This is a genomic window from Loktanella salsilacus (assembly GCF_024206795.1).
In the GTDB taxonomy this organism is placed as follows: Bacteria; Pseudomonadota; Alphaproteobacteria; order Rhodobacterales; family Rhodobacteraceae; genus Loktanella; species Loktanella salsilacus.
In genome coordinates, this window is the sequence record NZ_CP072994.1 from 3,152,518 (window position 1) to 3,168,249 (window position 15,732).

13 protein-coding genes are annotated in these 15,732 nt (G+C 61.2%); 6 read left to right on the top strand and 7 right to left on the bottom strand.

Translation table 11 applies throughout. The features are described from left to right. Positions 1-2 precede the first annotated feature (2 nt). Entirely contained in the window at positions 3-923 is a 921-nt protein-coding gene (gene mepA, locus KBW81_RS15250; RefSeq protein ID WP_090186072.1) for a penicillin-insensitive murein endopeptidase, read from the bottom strand. Continuing rightward, positions 920-2,287 (bottom strand): MFS transporter, encoded by a 1,368-nt coding sequence (locus tag KBW81_RS15255; RefSeq protein WP_090186069.1) that lies wholly within the window; start codon positions 2,285-2,287, stop codon positions 920-922. Before KBW81_RS15255 ends, mepA begins: the two co-directional genes overlap by 4 nt. 144 nt (positions 2,288-2,431) lie before the next feature. On the opposite strand from KBW81_RS15255, the gene KBW81_RS15260 reads away from it, so the two are divergent. Further along, positions 2,432-2,719 (top strand): YggT family protein, encoded by a 288-nt coding sequence (locus KBW81_RS15260; protein WP_090186593.1) that lies wholly within the window; start codon positions 2,432-2,434, stop codon positions 2,717-2,719. 56 nt (positions 2,720-2,775) lie between these two features. On the opposite strand, the gene KBW81_RS15265 is transcribed toward KBW81_RS15260, so the two are convergent. Continuing rightward, positions 2,776-3,954, bottom strand: a complete 1,179-nt coding sequence (locus KBW81_RS15265) for an acetyl-CoA C-acyltransferase family protein (protein ID WP_254247760.1) — start codon at positions 3,952-3,954, stop codon at positions 2,776-2,778. Positions 3,955-4,097: 143 nt separating this feature from the next. Between KBW81_RS15265 and KBW81_RS15270 the strand changes: the two genes are divergently transcribed. Genes KBW81_RS15270 through selD form a run of 5 tightly spaced genes read left to right on the top strand, consistent with a single transcriptional unit; the run spans position 4,098 to position 10,868 of the window. After that, a complete protein-coding gene (locus tag KBW81_RS15270) occupies positions 4,098-4,754 on the top strand; it encodes an ABC transporter ATP-binding protein (RefSeq protein ID WP_254247761.1) in 657 nt (218 codons plus the stop codon). Then, positions 4,751-7,138, top strand: a complete 2,388-nt coding sequence (locus KBW81_RS15275) for an ABC transporter permease (RefSeq protein WP_254247762.1) — start codon at positions 4,751-4,753, stop codon at positions 7,136-7,138. Before KBW81_RS15270 ends, KBW81_RS15275 begins: the two co-directional genes overlap by 4 nt. Continuing rightward, positions 7,128-8,159: a lipocalin-like domain-containing protein gene (locus KBW81_RS15280; protein WP_254247763.1), complete on the top strand. Its 1,032-nt coding sequence runs from the start codon at positions 7,128-7,130 to the stop codon at positions 8,157-8,159. The genes KBW81_RS15275 and KBW81_RS15280 overlap by 11 nt, the downstream gene beginning before the upstream one ends. Beyond that, positions 8,152-8,709 (top strand): pyridoxamine 5'-phosphate oxidase family protein, encoded by a 558-nt coding sequence (locus KBW81_RS15285; RefSeq protein ID WP_254247764.1) that lies wholly within the window; start codon positions 8,152-8,154, stop codon positions 8,707-8,709. Before KBW81_RS15280 ends, KBW81_RS15285 begins: the two co-directional genes overlap by 8 nt. Beyond that, the gene (gene selD / locus KBW81_RS15290; protein WP_254247765.1) at positions 8,706-10,868 is read left to right on the top strand and encodes a selenide, water dikinase SelD; all 2,163 of its coding nucleotides are present in this window, start codon (positions 8,706-8,708) and stop codon (positions 10,866-10,868) included. The genes KBW81_RS15285 and selD overlap by 4 nt, the downstream gene beginning before the upstream one ends. Here selD and mnmH read toward each other — a convergent pair. The 4 genes from mnmH to KBW81_RS15310 form a co-directional block, all read right to left on the bottom strand. Next, positions 10,865-11,917 (bottom strand): tRNA 2-selenouridine(34) synthase MnmH, encoded by a 1,053-nt coding sequence (gene mnmH, locus KBW81_RS15295; protein ID WP_254247766.1) that lies wholly within the window; start codon positions 11,915-11,917, stop codon positions 10,865-10,867. The genes selD and mnmH overlap by 4 nt on opposite strands. Positions 11,918-11,920: 3 nt before the next feature. Beyond that, a complete protein-coding gene (locus tag KBW81_RS15300; protein WP_254247767.1) occupies positions 11,921-12,712 on the bottom strand; it encodes a metallophosphoesterase in 792 nt (263 codons plus the stop codon). A 133-nt stretch (positions 12,713-12,845) separates the two neighbouring features. Beyond that, positions 12,846-14,441 carry a phosphoglycerate dehydrogenase gene (serA, locus tag KBW81_RS15305; RefSeq protein ID WP_090186048.1) on the bottom strand — a complete coding sequence of 532 codons (1,596 nt, stop codon included), beginning with the start codon at positions 14,439-14,441 and terminating at the stop codon, positions 12,846-12,848. A 61-nt stretch (positions 14,442-14,502) separates the two neighbouring features. Continuing rightward, positions 14,503-15,642: a phosphoserine transaminase gene (locus KBW81_RS15310; protein WP_090186044.1), complete on the bottom strand. Its 1,140-nt coding sequence runs from the start codon at positions 15,640-15,642 to the stop codon at positions 14,503-14,505. Positions 15,643-15,732: the final 90 nt, after the last annotated feature.

Sequence of the window (15,732 nt, forward strand, 5' to 3'; positions counted from 1 at the left end):
GATCAGTTGGCGGCGACGGCGGCGCACTGACCCGGCAAGCTGGCCATCGTCAGCTCACGCTTGGGGGCCGGTTTTGGGGCATTTGGATCGGCGGGCGGCGCGGGCTTGGGGTTGACGATATTGTCGACCCAAGCGGCGGCATCGGCGCAGCCATCACCGGGCGGCGGCGGGTCTTGCGGCGCGCACAGACCGGAGCCGGCGGGGCAGTTCAAGCGAACATGGAAATGGTAGTTATGCCCGTACCAAGGCCGCACCTTGTTCAGCCAACTGCGGTCACCCGTTGCGTTTTTGCACATTTCGACCTTGGCACCCGGAAAAATGAAAATCCGTGCAACGCGCGGATCAGAGGCCGCAGCGCGGATGATCGCCTCTTGGGCGGGGCCCCAGTTGCTGTTCACATAGGCACCGCCATTGCGGTCCATCCGATCAGAAGAGATATTCTCGCGCTCTGTCCGGGATAGGGACAGGTTGTTGGCAGGCTTAAGCCAGATATCGGCATCAAGGCCAATCTGGTGGCTGGCATGCCCGCTGAGCATCGGGCCGCCGCGCGGCTGGCTCATATCGCCCAGATACAGGCCGTTCCAACCGGGCTGCTGTGCGGCAACGCGGGACAGGTCTTGTACGAAATCGACCAGCTGCGGCTGACCCCAGTTGCGATTACGCGACAGGCGCATCGCTTGCCAGGTCGGACCAGTCTCGGCCAATTCCTCGGCACCGGCCTGACAGCCCTTGGAATAGAACCCGACGGGCGCGGATGGCTGATTGGATCCATTAGACAGATTACCGAACACCTGCTTGGCGATCCGTGTGTCGTTGGTGTTCTGCGTCGAAAACACCGGCTGCGTCGCAGTCGCGACCTTCGCCTCTTGCTGGCAGGCTGCGAGGCCCGCGATAAGTGCGATCATTGCTGTAATGCGGATCATGCTGCCCGGTCCCCGTCTGTGTTGACCCACCTTAACAGGAAGAGCCCAAGGAGGAACAGAAAGATGACGGGCAGAAACCCCAGTTGCACGTTGCCTGTCATAAACGTGAAGAGCGCGATGCTGGCCGGGGCGATAAAGGCCGTCGCTTTACCGGTTAAGGCAAACAGGCCAAACGCCTCTGCCGGGCGGTCGGGGTGGGTGTGACGGACCATCATTGTACGGCTCGCGGCATAGATCGCACCGCCTGCCCCACCGATCACCATGCCGCACCCATAGAACACCAGATCAGGAATTTGCGATCCGGGGGCCAGCGGGAATATGAAAAGGTTCTCTCTCGACATGCCGACGATCAGACAGCCGACTACGATCAGCAACCAAACACAGACCCGAATGACCGGTTTAGGCCCGAACCGCTGATCTGCCAGCCCGCCGAGCCACGTAAAGATGGCAGCGGCGATAGCGGCAAGAATTCCGAAGATACCGATCTTCATCACGCTCCAACCCAGCACAAGCTGCGCATAGATGCCGCCAAAAGCATAAAGCGCGTTCAGGGCATCGCGGTAGAACATCGATGACAGCAGAAAGTACTTCAGGCTGCGGCGGTGCATCACGCCGCGCAGGGTCGCCATCAGATCGCCCCAGACCGCCCGAAGCGACGTGCGCTTGACCTTTGGCGCGGGTGTGTCGCGCACATAGGCAAAAAACGGGATCATGAAAACGATATACCACAGCGCGATAAACGGCCCGACGCTGCGCGTCCCCTCCATCTGCGCGGCATCAAGGCCTAGCATTGGCGGGATACCAAGCAGGGTCAGGCCCGTATCGGGGCTTTCGACAAAAAGCAGCAACAGGATGAACAGCGACGTCACGCCGCCCCAATAGCCAAAGGCCGCGCCAGAGCCAGATATGCGGCCGATTTCCTTGTCGGTGCCAAGACTGGGCAGGATCGCGTTCACAAAGTTCAGCGCAGACTCGCTGGCGAAAAACGCGACGTAGAAGAGCAGCAAGATCAAATACAGCCCAGCCCCATCCGGGGTCAGCCCCCATAGCGACCAAGAGGCCACGACGAAAACGATCGAAAAGCCCGCAATCCACGGAATCTTTCGGCCAGAGTTATCGGCGTAAGCCCCCAGAAACGGGGCTGTGATTGCAATCAGCAGGCCAGCAATGGTTTGCCCAATCGACCAGATGGACTGCGCCTGCGCTTTCGCCGCTTCTTCGATCAAGCCATCGCTGACAAAGGCCTGCGTTGCGACAAGTGCGAAATAGGGACCAAAGACGAACGTCAGGCCCAGCGTGTAAAATGGTTGAGACGCCCAATCAAAGGCCATCCAGCCCCAAATCCGCTTTTTCGATACTGCCATTTTGGGCCCCCTGTTTGCCGCGACTAGACACCGGGTCAGCGCGCACTCGCAAGCACTTGATGCAAGCCGTGCGGACTAAGGGGTTGTTTGAATCCCTAGGACCGCTTACCTGCGGCACAGCTTAAAATACGGAGAATGCCGCCGATGACATCCCTGTTCCAAATCCTGCTGCTGCTGCTTGGTATCGCGCGGTTCTTTATCTTCGCCCATTTCATCATGAGCTGGCTGATCAGCTTTGACGTTCTGAATGTGCGCCAGCCCATCGTTGGCCAAATCTGGTACACCCTGCAGCGCATCCTAGAGCCGATCTATGCCCCGCTGCGCCGCGTGCTGCCAAACCTTGGCGGGATCGACCTGTCGCCCATCGTGGCGCTGGTCGGGATCGAAATTATTCGTATCCTGCTGATCAACAACGCAGCGCTGTTCTATTAATTTGATCTGGCGGGGCTCAGATTGCCTATGGCACATCTAAGCCCCGCCAGCTCGCCTTAGCTTAGGCGTTCGATCGCCAGTGCGATCCCCTGACCTCCACCGATGCACATGGTGATCAGCGCCCGCTTGCCGCCGATCCGGTCCAGCTCGTACATCGCCTTAACCGTGATGATCGCGCCTGTTGCGCCCACCGGATGCCCCAAAGCAACCGCGCCGCCATTTGGGTTCACCTTAGCGGGATCAAAACCCAGTTCCTTGCTGACGGCCAACGCCTGCGCGGCAAAGGCTTCGTTGCTTTCGATCACGTCAAAATCGTCTGCTTTTAGGCCGGTCCGTTCCAACAGCTTGCGCACAGCAGGCACGGGACCAATCCCCATCACCTCTGGTCGCACACCGGCGTGGGCATAGCCCAGCACGCGGAATCGCGGCGTCAGGCCAGCCTTTTCCGCCGCATCCATCGTCGCCAGCGTGATCGCGGCAGCCCCGTCATTCAGGCCAGAGGCGTTGCCCGCTGTCACGCTACCATCCTTGCGGAAGGCGGGGCGCAGACCAGCAAGCGCCTCTAGGGTTGTCGCCTTTGGATGCTCGTCGGTTTTGAATTCATAGGTCTCGCGCCGGGTTTTCAGCATGACTGGCACGATCTGGCTGTCAAAGCGGCCCTCTGCCATCGCCTTGGCGGCGCGGTTCTGGCTTTCCAGTGCAAAGGCGTCTTGCGCTTCACGGCTAATATCATGCTCTGCGCTGACGTTCTCTGCCGTGATGCCCATGTGGCCGGTGCCAAAGGGGCAGTTCAGCGCGCCCAGCATCATATCGCGGGTCTGAATGTCGCCCATCTTAGCGCCCCAGCGCTGGTCACTGACGATGAACGGGGACCGGGACATGTTTTCTGCCCCGCCCGCCAGACCGAAGTCAGCATCGCCCAGCTGCAGCGCCTGCACGACCGAGATAATTGCCTGCACGCCGGACCCGCACAGACGGTTCACGTTCATCGCAGGCGTCGTATCAGGTACACCCGCATCCATCGCGGCAACGCGCGACAGGTACATATCGCGCGGCTCTGTATTGATCACATGGCCAAAGACGACGTGGCCGATCTGCGCAGGATCGACGCCAGCGCGGGCCATCGCGGCCTCTGCCACTGTCGCGCCCAGCGTGATCGGCGGCGTGCCTGCAAGCGCCCCTCCGAATGATCCGACGGCGGTGCGTGCGCCGCCCAAGATGACGATGTCAGACATGGTAACTCCCTCCGGTTTGCCGCAGGATGACAAGCCAAGGCGGCAGACACCAGCAAAACGTGCCGTCATCTGCGGCAAAGGGACCGCCCGGTCTGTTCGTAGCCGTTCTGCGCCATACCTACGTCGCAACAAAAGAGGGCCCAATGCTGCTGACCGTGACTGACCTGCGCAAAACCTATGCCACAGCAGATGGCCCGTTCGACGTGCTGCGCGGGATCGATATGACCCTAGATCGCGGCGAAACGCTGGCCCTAACCGGGGAAAGCGGGTCTGGCAAAAGCACTTTGCTGCATCTGATTGGCGGGTTGGATGCGCCTGACGGTGGGCGAATTCTGCTTGATGGCGAGGATCTGACCGCCATGGACGACAATGGCCGTGCGCGCATGCGGCGCGATACCGTCGGCGTGGTTTTTCAACAGTTCAACCTTATCCCTAGCCTGCGCATCGCTGACAACATCGCCTTTCAGGCACGACTTGCCGGACGGCACGACCCTGCATGGTGCGCCACGTTGGCCGACCGCATGGGCCTGACACCGCAGCTGCGCAAATATCCCGAACAACTCTCCGGCGGGCAGCAGCAGCGCGTCGCCATCGCCCGCACACTCGCGCCGCGCCCCAAACTTGTGCTGGCGGACGAACCGACAGGCAATCTGGACGAGGCGACAGCAGCGCAAGTTTTGACCCTCATGCTAGACCTCGTGGCTGATACCGGTGCAGGGCTCTTGATGGTCACACACTCGGACCGGCTTGCCGGACAGATGATGCGGCGTCTGCACTTGGCACAGGGCCAGATCGCATGACACGCGCTGTTTTTGCCGCGCTGCTGTCCCATTGGAAGCGCAACCCATTGCAGCTTTTTACGCTGCTCGCCGGGCTCGCGCTGGCGACGGCGCTTTGGTCAGGCGTGCAAGCGATCAATTCCGAAGCAAAGGCCAGCTACGATGCGGCCGCAGCCACCTTGGGCGAGGGCACATTTGACCAACTAACACGCCGCGACGGGCAACCGATGGCGCAAGACACATACGTCGCGCTGCGGCGCGCAGGCTGGCTGGTATCCCCGGTGATCGAAGGGCGATTGGACGGGGTCCGCATTGTTGGCCTTGATCCTCTGACGTCATTCGGCGGTTTAGGTCCGGTGCAGGTGGCCGAGGGCGCGGATATTACAGGTTTCCTGACCGCCCCAGGACAGGCTTTTGGGCAACAAGATGCGCTGGATGCTTTGCCGCCGGGGATCGCCAAAGTTGCCGCCCCCGATGTCGCCCCCGGCACCGTCATCATGGACATCGGCGCAGCCCAGCGCCTGCTGGATCGACAAGGCCAGATTGACCGGCTGATCGTAGGTCCGGCGCAGCCCATAAGGCAGGCACCGCTTGACGCCATCGCACCTCTCCTCTCGCGTCAAATCGCCCAATCAGGCTCTGATATTGGGCGATTGACTGACAGCTTTCACCTCAACCTGACCGCTTTTGGTCTGCTGTCCTTTGCCGTCGGCATCTTTATCGTCAACGGTGCCATCGGCCTCGCCTTTGAACAGCGCCGCCCTGTTGTCCGAACCCTGCGTGCGCTTGGCGTACCGCTGCGGCGGTTGATGGCGCTGATGGCAGCAGAGCTTGCAATCATGGCTCTGGTTGCCGGGGGCATCGGTGTGGCGCTTGGCTACGTCATTGCGTCACTCCTCCTTCCTGATGTCGCCGCGACGCTGCAAGGCCTGTACGGCGCCACAGTCGCAGGCACCCTACAACTGCGTCCATCATGGTGGCTGTCGGGCCTAGGCATCGCACTGGGCGGCACGGCCATGGCCGCAGCGGCTGCATTTTGGCGGCTCGCACGATTGCCGCTGCTCGCCGGGGGATCGCCACGCGCGCTTAGCATGGCTGCCGGACGATCGGCGCAGGTGCAAGGATTGATCGCCTTGGCGCTTTTGGGGCTAGCAGCGATGCTGGGGATTACCGCGCAGGGCCTTATCGCTGGATTCGCCCTGTTAGGCACTATGTTGATCGGTGCCGCACTGGCCCTGCCCTTGATTTTAGACCGCGTCCTTGCGCTCGCTGAACGCCTCGCCACAGGTGTTCGGGCGCAATGGTTTTGGGCCGACACACGCCAGCAATTGCCTGGATTGTCGCTTGCTCTTGCTGCGCTGTTGCTTGCGATGGCTGCGAATGTCGGTGTGTCCACGATGGTCAGCAGCTTCCGTCTGACCTTTACCGGATTTCTGGATCAGCGGTTAGCGTCAGAGCTTTACGTCACCGCCGAAGATCCCGCGCAAGCGGCACAGATCGTCGCCTACGTCACCCCCCGCAGCCGCGCCGTTCTGCCCATCGCGTCGGCCCCAGTACAAATCGCGGGCCTTCCGGCCGAGGTGTTTGGCACACGTGACGACGCAACCTATCGTGACAACTGGCGCTTTCTACAGACGGCAGAGGGGGCGTGGGATGCGGTCTTTGACAGTGATGCGCTGTTGATAAATGAACAGCTTTCCCGGCGCTCTGGCCTGACGCTGGGCGATACGGTGCCGCTGGATGGCCGCGATTTTCACGTGGCGGGTATTTATGGGGACTACGGCAATCCCATCGGGCAGGCCATCATCGCAGAGCCTGCTTTTGCCACGCTTTTCCCTGAAATAGAGCCTTTGCGCTTTGGGCTGCGCCTGCCCGCCACCGACGTCCCAGCCCTCGTGACGGACATGGAACGCGACCTAAATTTACCGCCTAGCGCGACGATCAATCAGGCCGGGATCAAGCAATTCTCGCTCGACATCTTTGATCGGACATTCACGGTGACGACCGCCCTCAACATCCTGACGCTCGCAGTTGCGGGCTTTGCCATTTTGATGAGCCTACTCACTTTGGCCGCCTTGCGTGTGCCACAACTTGCCCCGGCCTGGGCCATGGGGTTCACCCGCCGCGAATTAGGCCGATTGGAACTGATCCGGGCGGTTCTGCTCGCCACATTAACTGCCGCGATCGCGCTTCCGCTCGGGCTCGCGCTTGCTTGGGCGCTGCTGGCCATCGTCAATGTCGCGGCCTTTGGGTGGCGGCTGCCGATGTACGTCTTCCCGCTAGATTACCTAAAGCTTGGCGGATTCGCCCTGATTGCAGCCACATTTGCCGCGTTATGGCCCGCATGGCGGCTATCTCGCACCCCGCCCAGCGACTTGCTAAAGGTGTTTTCGAATGAACGTTAAGGCACTATTACTATGTTTAGTGCCTGTTTTTGCACAGGCACAGGGTTTCGCGGGGCTAGGCAGCGGAGCCGACGGCTTTGCCATTCCCCAGCCAGACCCGCAATTCAGCTTTCCTGCTGATCACGGTGCACACCCGGATTTCCGTATCGAATGGTGGTATTTGACCGCGAACTTAAAAGACGCGGACGGGACCGACTATGGCCTGCAATGGACTCTGTTCCGCTCTGCCATGGCCCCCCAAACGCAAGAGGGCTGGGATGACCCGCAACTCTGGTTGGGCCACGCTGCCGTCACGACACCGGACGATCACTTCGTCACGGAACGCCTTGCGCGGGGCGGCATTGGGCAGGCGGGGGTCGTGGCCGAACCCTTCGCCGCATGGATCGACGATTGGCGTTTTGATGGGATCGACGTGGGCACCTTGTCGGCCACCGGGCCGGATTTCGGCTATGACATGCAGCTGACCGCCAATGGGCCATTCGTCCGGCAAGGCAAAGACGGATACTCTGTCAAATCCGCGAGCGGGCAAGCCAGCTATTATTATTCCCAGCCGTTTTACGACATCGCCGGAACGCTGCACCTGCCGCAGGGCGAAATCGCCGTGACCGGTACAGCTTGGCTGGATCGCGAATGGTCCAGCCAGCCGTTGTCGGGCGATCAAACAGGTTGGGATTGGTTCTCACTCTCCTTCGACGATGGCGCGCGGATGATGGGGTTCAGATTGCGTCAAACCGATGGGGCAGACTACACCTCTGCCACTTGGATCGCGCCAGACGGGACACCGACACCCTATGAGGACGGCAGCTTGCGGGCCACGCCGCTTGAGGTGTCGCAGGTCGCGGGCCGCGATATGCCGACACGTTGGCGTTTGGAATTACCGGCGCAGGGTGTTGACGTCACCGTGCAAGCGATCAACACACAAGCATGGATGACAACCAGCGTCCCCTATTGGGAAGGCCCGGTCACAATCGACGGCACGCAGTCCGGCACCGGCTATCTGGAGATGACAGGCTATGAGTGAATGGTTCGAAACACTGCCGGGACTTCATGATCAGGTCTGGCAACAGCTGACACATGGCGCCGCACGCAGGGACGTCGCAGCCCGGCAGCCAACCCTTGCCACCATCAGCCCAGATGGCTGGCCAGAGGCACGCACCGTGGTTTTGCGCCGCGCGGTTGCTGATCCAGCAATGTTAGAGGTTTATACAGACACCCAGTCAGACAAGATCGCCAGCATCGCTGCCCACCCCCGCGCGGCGCTGCATTTTTGGGAGCCTGCACTGGCCCTTCAGGTACGCCTTCAGGCAACGGTCGAGGTCATTTCTGGTCCAACGGTTGCAGATCGCTGGCAGGAACTACCTGATGGGGCCTTGCTATCATACGGCACCACACCGCCGCCCGGCACGACACTACCGCACGCGCTAGACTATATCAAAACCCCCGATCAGAGCCACTTTTGTGTGTTGCAACTGATGCTAAGTCATATCGACGTCGTGCATTTGGGCACAGATCACCGGCGCGCCAGCTTTGCCGCCACAGACGGCTGGACGGGCAAGTGGGTGTCGCCATGAACCCCGACTTTCCACTGGTCAAAGATCTTGTGCTGATTGGCGGCGGCCACACCCATGCGCTTGTGCTGCGCAAATGGGGGATGAAGGCGCTGGCCGGCGTGCGGGTCACTGTCATCAATCCCGGCCCAACCGCCCCCTATTCGGGCATGCTTCCCGGGTTTGTTGCTGGCCACTATAGCCGGGCAGAGCTGGACATCGATCTTGTGAAACTTGCGCGGTTTGCTGGGGCGCGGTTGGTAAACGGGGCGGTCACCGGGATCGATACGGCTGCCAAACTGATCACCGTGCCGGGACGCCCACCAATTGCCTATGATATCGTAAGTGTCGATGTCGGGATCACCTCGGTCATGCCCGACCTGCCCGGCTTTACCGATCATGCGATCCCGGCAAAACCGCTTGGCACTTTTGCCGGCCGTTGGGACGCCTTCCGCGCCAGCACGACCAAGCCGCGCATCGCGATTATCGGCGGCGGTGTTGCCGGGGCAGAGCTGGCCATGGCAATGATGCACAACCTGCGCGCCCGCGGCTTGTCCCCCATCGCCCACCTGATCGACCGGGGTAAAATCGTCGATACGCTGGGCGATACCGCACGGCGCAAGATGCTGGCCGCCCTTGCAGACCAAGGCGTAACCCTGAATGAGGATGCCAGCGTCGCCCGCGTCACGGCCACCGCCGTTGTGCTGGATAACGGGACCGAGATCGCGTCAGATTTCACAACCGGTGCGGCTGGCGCCAAGCCGCACGACTGGCAGGCGGACATCGGCGTTGATGTGCAGGGCGGCTTCATCACCGTGAACGAGATGCTTCAGTCATCCGATCCATCCCTGTTTGCCGTCGGCGACTGCGCCCACCTTTCCCACGCGCCGCGGCCCAAGGCTGGCGTTTATGCCGTGCGGCAGGCACCTGTGCTGTTCGACAACCTGCGCGCGGTGCTGTCGGGGCGCGAATTGCGCCCCTACGACCCGCAAAAGGACTACCTCAAGCTGATCTCGCTGGGTGGCAAATCCGCTTTGGCCGAACGGATGGGCACTGCGTTTTCCGGCCCGCTGCTGTGGCGGTGGAAGGATCACATCGACCGCACATTCATGCGCCAGTTCGATGAACTCAAACCGATGGGACTGCCCCCGCTACCTTTGACCCGCGCCGTGGGGCTGCAAGAGGCGCTTGGCGATAAGCCGATGTGCGGCGGTTGCGGGGCCAAAGTCGGCCGCGGCGCGCTACGCGCCGCCTTGCAATCCTTGCCGCCGCCGGACCGTGACGACGTGCAACTGGTACCGGGCGATGACGCTGGGCTGCTGACCATGGGCGGCGCACGGCAGGTCATCAGCACCGATCATCTGCGTGCCTTTACCGATGATCCCGTCACGATGACCCGCATCGCGGTGAACCACGCGCTTGGTGACATTTGGGCGATGGGGGCTGCGCCGCAAGCGGCGACAGTGAACTTGATCCTGCCAAAACTCTCTGCTGATTTGCAGGCCCGCACATTGTCCGAAATCATGGGTGCGGCACATGAGGCGCTGTCCGATGCCGGTGCCGAAATCGTTGGCGGGCATACGTCACTCGGGGCAGAGCTGACGATCGGCTTTACCGTGACCGGGCTCTGCGACCGGGACCCGGTTACCCTGCGCGGCGCGAAGCCGGGGGATGCTTTGATCCTGACGAAGCCGCTTGGCAGCGGTGTCATCATGGCGGCGGAAATGGCTGGCGCTGCGCCGGGCGGGGTCGTTGCCAGCGCCCTTGATCTGATGTGTCAGCCGCAAGCGATAGCCAGCGGTATTCTGGCGGACGCTCATGCGATGACCGATGTCACGGGCTTTGGTTTGGCCGGGCATCTGTCGGGGATTGGGGATGCGTCAGGCACTGGCGCGCTGCTGGAACTGGCGCAGATACCGCTGATGGACGGCGCGCTGGCCTTGGCCGAGGCAGGGCAGCATTCGAGCCTATTTAAGGATAATATCGCAGGTTCCGGCCCTGTCACCGGCCCGATGGGGCCGCGCACAGACCTGATCTATGACCCGCAGACTGCAGGCGGATTGCTCGCCGCCGTGGACGTAGATCAAGCGGACGACCTGGTGCACAAGTTGCAGGATGCAGGCTACACCAGCGCCGCGATCATCGGATATGTTACGGACACGCCCGGCATTACGCTGCGCTAAAGCGTGGCGATCAGCTTTGCCAAATCGTCCGCGGCGCGGGCGCGGCCGGCAGCGTCCAGGGTCTCGGCGTGAACCTCGCCCAGCCACGTGCGGTCGCTGGCCTTGCGCGACCGCGCATAGGCCGCATCGTAGTGCTGATCCATCAGGGCCGTCGCCAGCGCGGTAAAGTCGCCTGCGTTCAGCAAAGCCTCCCACCCGTCAACGATCGCATGCCCCCGTAGATTGCGCAGCGGCTGCATCCGTTCGCGCAAAAGCGCCGGGTCGGCGATGATATCGGCGTAGGCTTCGCGCAGGAACGCGGCACGCGCGGCAAGTGGCGCGCTTACCTCGATCCGGGGGGCGGCAGACATCCGCGCCCAGATTTGCTTTGGCAGAACAATCTGGCCAACCTTGCTGCTTTCCGCCTCGACCACGGTCAACTTGTTCGGGTCCAACTTTGCCAGCGCCTGCGCCAGCTGCGATTCAAAGCCTTTCTGCGCCGGTTGTCCGCCAGCGACACCGCCAAGCAGCGAACCCCGATGGGCGGCCAGCCCTTCCAGATCGATGACCTGCACACCGCGTTCTGCAAGCAAATGCAGCAAGGCGGTCTTGGCCGTGCCGGTGTAGCCGTCCAATAGGATCAAACGGTGCGGCAGCGGGTCGATATACATCGCGTCGTGCACCAGCTTGCGATAGGTTTGATAGCCGCCTTTGATCGTGTCCGCACGCCAGCCAATCTGCTGCAGGATCGATGCAAAAGAACCCGACCGCTGACCGCCGCGCCAACAATAGACTAGCGGCTGCCAAGACCCGTCATACGCGGCAAGCGGGCCTTCGACGTGGTCGGCGACATTGCGGGCAACAAGCGCGGCGCCGATCTTGCGCGCGTTAAAGGCGCTGACCTGCTTGTAGATCGTGCCGACTTCTGCCCGTTGGTCATTCGACAGCGCGGGCAGGTTAATCGCGCCGGGGATGTGGTCTTCGGCAAATTCGGCGGGACTACGCACGTCGATCACCGCGTCAAACCCGTGGGCCATCAAATCGGCCAAGTTTTCAAAGCTTTGCGGCATATCTTAGCGGGCCGGACGCAAAGGTTTTCGCCCGTCATCCGTCAGCGTGAACCATGCGCCGCCGTCAAACACAGCGGGCACCAGTGGGCGCCCGTAACCTGCGCCGCCATCCAGATCGATGCGGTTTCCCAGGTGTTCCGGCGTATCAAGCGCCGTATGTCCATGTACGACCATCATCCTGTGGTCGTCTGTATTATCCAGCCAGCCGTCGCGGATCCAGATCAAGTCATCCTCGATCTGCGCATCCAATGGCATGCCGGGGCGAATACCGGCGTGAACAAACAGCTGCCCGTCGGCCTGATGCATCAGAGGGTTCGAGGATAGGAAATCCAGATGCGCCTGCGGTACGCGCGCCTGTGCCAAGGCGACAAGCTCTGCCAAATTCAGGTCGCCTTCGGTCGTCGGATAGGTCGTTAGAACCTCGCGCCCCAAATCGTCCTTGTCGAAATTCGCCGGACCGGTGGGGATGATGCCATAGGACGCCAGCGTCGTGTCACCGCCAAGGCGTGAATTCAGCCATGACAGGCCAGATTTGATCGCAACATCGTGGCAGTCGCCAGATTCCATAAAGCGCTGGAACATGCGGTCGTGGTTGCCTTTGATAAAATGCCAATCAAAGCCAGCATCGCGTCCGGCGATCAGCGCATCAATCACGCCGCGACTGTCGGGGCCGCGATCTGTATAATCACCCAGAAAGACAAGGGGCGCAGCCGCGCCGCCGTCAGCGGCAATCAGCACGAGCGCGTGGTCCAGCATGGCCTTTTGACCATGAACATCACCGATGGCGTAAATCACTTGTCACTCCGTCACTATTTGCGACCTGACTTAGCAGACGCCTCGCGGAATGACAGGGCCCTCGCCTTTGGCGAGAGTTTTAATCGCCGGATGGCGTAATCCCGGCGCAGATGTTCTGCGCCGGGATTAGTTTTTAGATTGCGACGAATGTCAGCGGCTTAACCTGCTGGAAGTTGCCGGATGCTTCCAGCGCCTTCACAGCGTCAGCCGGGACAGGTTCGTCGATGTACAGCAAAGCGATCGCCTCGCCCTTGGCAGCAGAACGGCCAAGCGTGAAGTTTGCGATGTTTACACCGTGATCGCCAAGGATGCTGCCCAGCTTGCCGATGATGCCGGGGATGTCCTTGTTCGTGGTATAAAGCATGTTTTCGCCAACTTCAGCGTCCACATTGATGCCCTTGATCTGGATAAAGCGTGGCTTGCCGTCGCTAAATACCGTGCCCGCAACCGAACGTTCGCGCGTGTCGGTGACGACTGTGACCTTGATGTAACCTTCAAAGGCACCGGACTGGTCCTGCTTGGTCGTGCTAACCTGCACGCCGTTGTCCTTAGCAATAACAGGTGCCGACACCATGTTCACGTCTGGGTTCCGGCGACGCATAATGCCCGCGATCGTGGATGCGGTCAGCGCCTTCAGGTTCATCTCGGCGGCTTCGCCGTCGAACAGGATGTTGATCGCCTTGATCGGTTCGTCGGTCATCTGACCGATGAAGTTGCCAAGGTGGCCGGACAGCGTGATCCACGGGCCCATGATCTTGGATTCGTCAGCGGTGATCGACGGCATGTTGATCGCGTTGGTCACAGCGCCGGTCAACAGGAAGTCGGACATTTGCTCTGCAACTTGCAAGGCCACGTTTTCCTGTGCTTCGGTCGTGGCTGCGCCAAGGTGCGGCGTGACGACGACGTTGGGCAGGTTGAACAGCGGGCTGTTGGTGGCTGGCTCTTCGGCGAAGACGTCAAAGGCGGCACCGGCAACGCGGCCATCCTTGATCGCCTCGGCCAGTGCTTCTTCGTCGACCAAACCGCCACGGGCGCAGTTGATGATGCGCACGCCGGGCTTCAGCTTTGCAATCGCTTCGCGGGACAGGATGTTGCGGGTCTGGTCAGTCAGGGGCACGTGGAAGGTGATGAAATCAGCGCGGCCCAGCAGTTCGTCCAGCTCGACCTTTTCGACACCCAGCTCAACAGCGCGGTCTTCGGACAGGAAGGGGTCATAGGCGACGACCTTCATCCGCAGGCCCTTGGCGCGGTCGATCACGATCGAACCGATGTTGCCTGCACCGATGACGCCCAGCGTCTTGGCGGTCAGTTCAACGCCCATAAAGCGGGACTTTTCCCACTTGCCAGCGTGGGTGGATGCGTTCGCTTCTGGGATCTGGCGTGCGACTGCCATCATCAGCGAAATCGCGTGCTCTGCCGTGGTGATCGAGTTGCCGAAGGGCGTGTTCATCACGATGATGCCCTTTTTCGACGCGGCGGGGATGTCGACGTTATCGACACCGATACCAGCGCGGCCGATGACCTTGAGGTTGGTCGCAGCTTGGATCAGCTTTTCAGTCGCCTTTGTCGCGGACCGGATCGCCAGACCATCATAGTTGCCAATGATCGCGGCCAGCGCGTCCTTGTCCTTGCCCAGTTTGGGCTGGAAATCGACTTCGATACCGCGATCCTTGAAGATTTGAACAGCAGCGTCCGACAGTGCATCGGAAATTAGAACCTTGGGGGCCATGTTTGGCACTCCTTAAGCGAAATGGGGGAATGGGGTGGGCCATCAGCGGCCCACCGAAAAATCAGGCGTTGATCTCAGCCTCGAAGGCGTAAGCGATCCACGGCATCAGCGCTTCGACGTCCGAAGTTTCGACCGTCGCGCCGCACCAGATCCGCAGACCAGCGGGGGCATCACGATACGCACCCACGTCCAGCGCCACGCCTTCGGCTTCGAGCCGCTTGGCGACAGCTTTGGCGAAAGCTGCGCCATCGGTGATGCGATCATCGGTGAACTTCACGCAGACGCTGGTGTTGGACCGGGTCGCCGGATCGACGGCCAGGTTTGCGATCCAGTCGTTCTGCTCGCAGAAGTCCCAAATGACCTGAGCATTCGCATCAGCGCGCGCCTTCAGGCCCGGCTGACCGCCAATCGACTGGCCCCACTTCAGCGCGACAAGGTAATCCTCGACACACAGCATGGAGGGCGTGTTGATCGTCTCGCCCTTAAAGATGCCCTCGATCAGCTTGCCCTTGGATGTCAGGCGAAAGATCTTTGGCAGCGGCCATGCGGGGGTGTAGTTTTCCAGACGCTCTACAGCGCGGGGGGACAGGATCAGCATGCCATGTGCAGCCTCGCCGCCCATGACTTTTTGCCAGCTGAACGTCGTCACATCCAGCTTGTCCCACGGCAGGTCCTGCGCAAACGCGGCAGAGGTCGCATCGCATAACGTCAAGCCAGCGCGATCTGCTGGGATCATGTCGCCGTGCGGCATCCGCACGCCGGATGTCGTGCCGTTCCATGTGAAACATACGTCGTTGTCATAGTTCAGGGCCGCCATATCGACGATCTCGCCGTAGCCAGCCTCGTGCACAGTGGCTTCGATTTTCAGCTGCTTGACCACATCGGTGACCCAGCCAGCGCCGAAAGATTCCCATGCGACCATTTCAGCAGGGCGTTCGCCCAGCATGGTCCACATAGCCATTTCAAACGCGCCGGTGTCGGACGCAGGCACGATGCCAATGCGATAGTCGGCAGGCACGCCAAGAATTTCGCGGGTAAGGTCAATTGCCTCGGCCAGTTTGGACTTACCAACGGCAGCGCGGTGCGACCGACCCAAAGGGGCGTCAGCGAGCGCGTCGAGTGTCCATACGGGGGGCTTGGCACAAGGGCCGGAAGAAAAACGCGGATTTGCCGGCCGCGTGGCCGGAGTCGTCGTGACCATTTCTGGTATCCTCACAGATAATCGCCCTTCGTTGGGGAAGGGTGTCCCGCCGCAGGATCTAGTCCTGCGCCAGTTAAATAGCAATGAAAA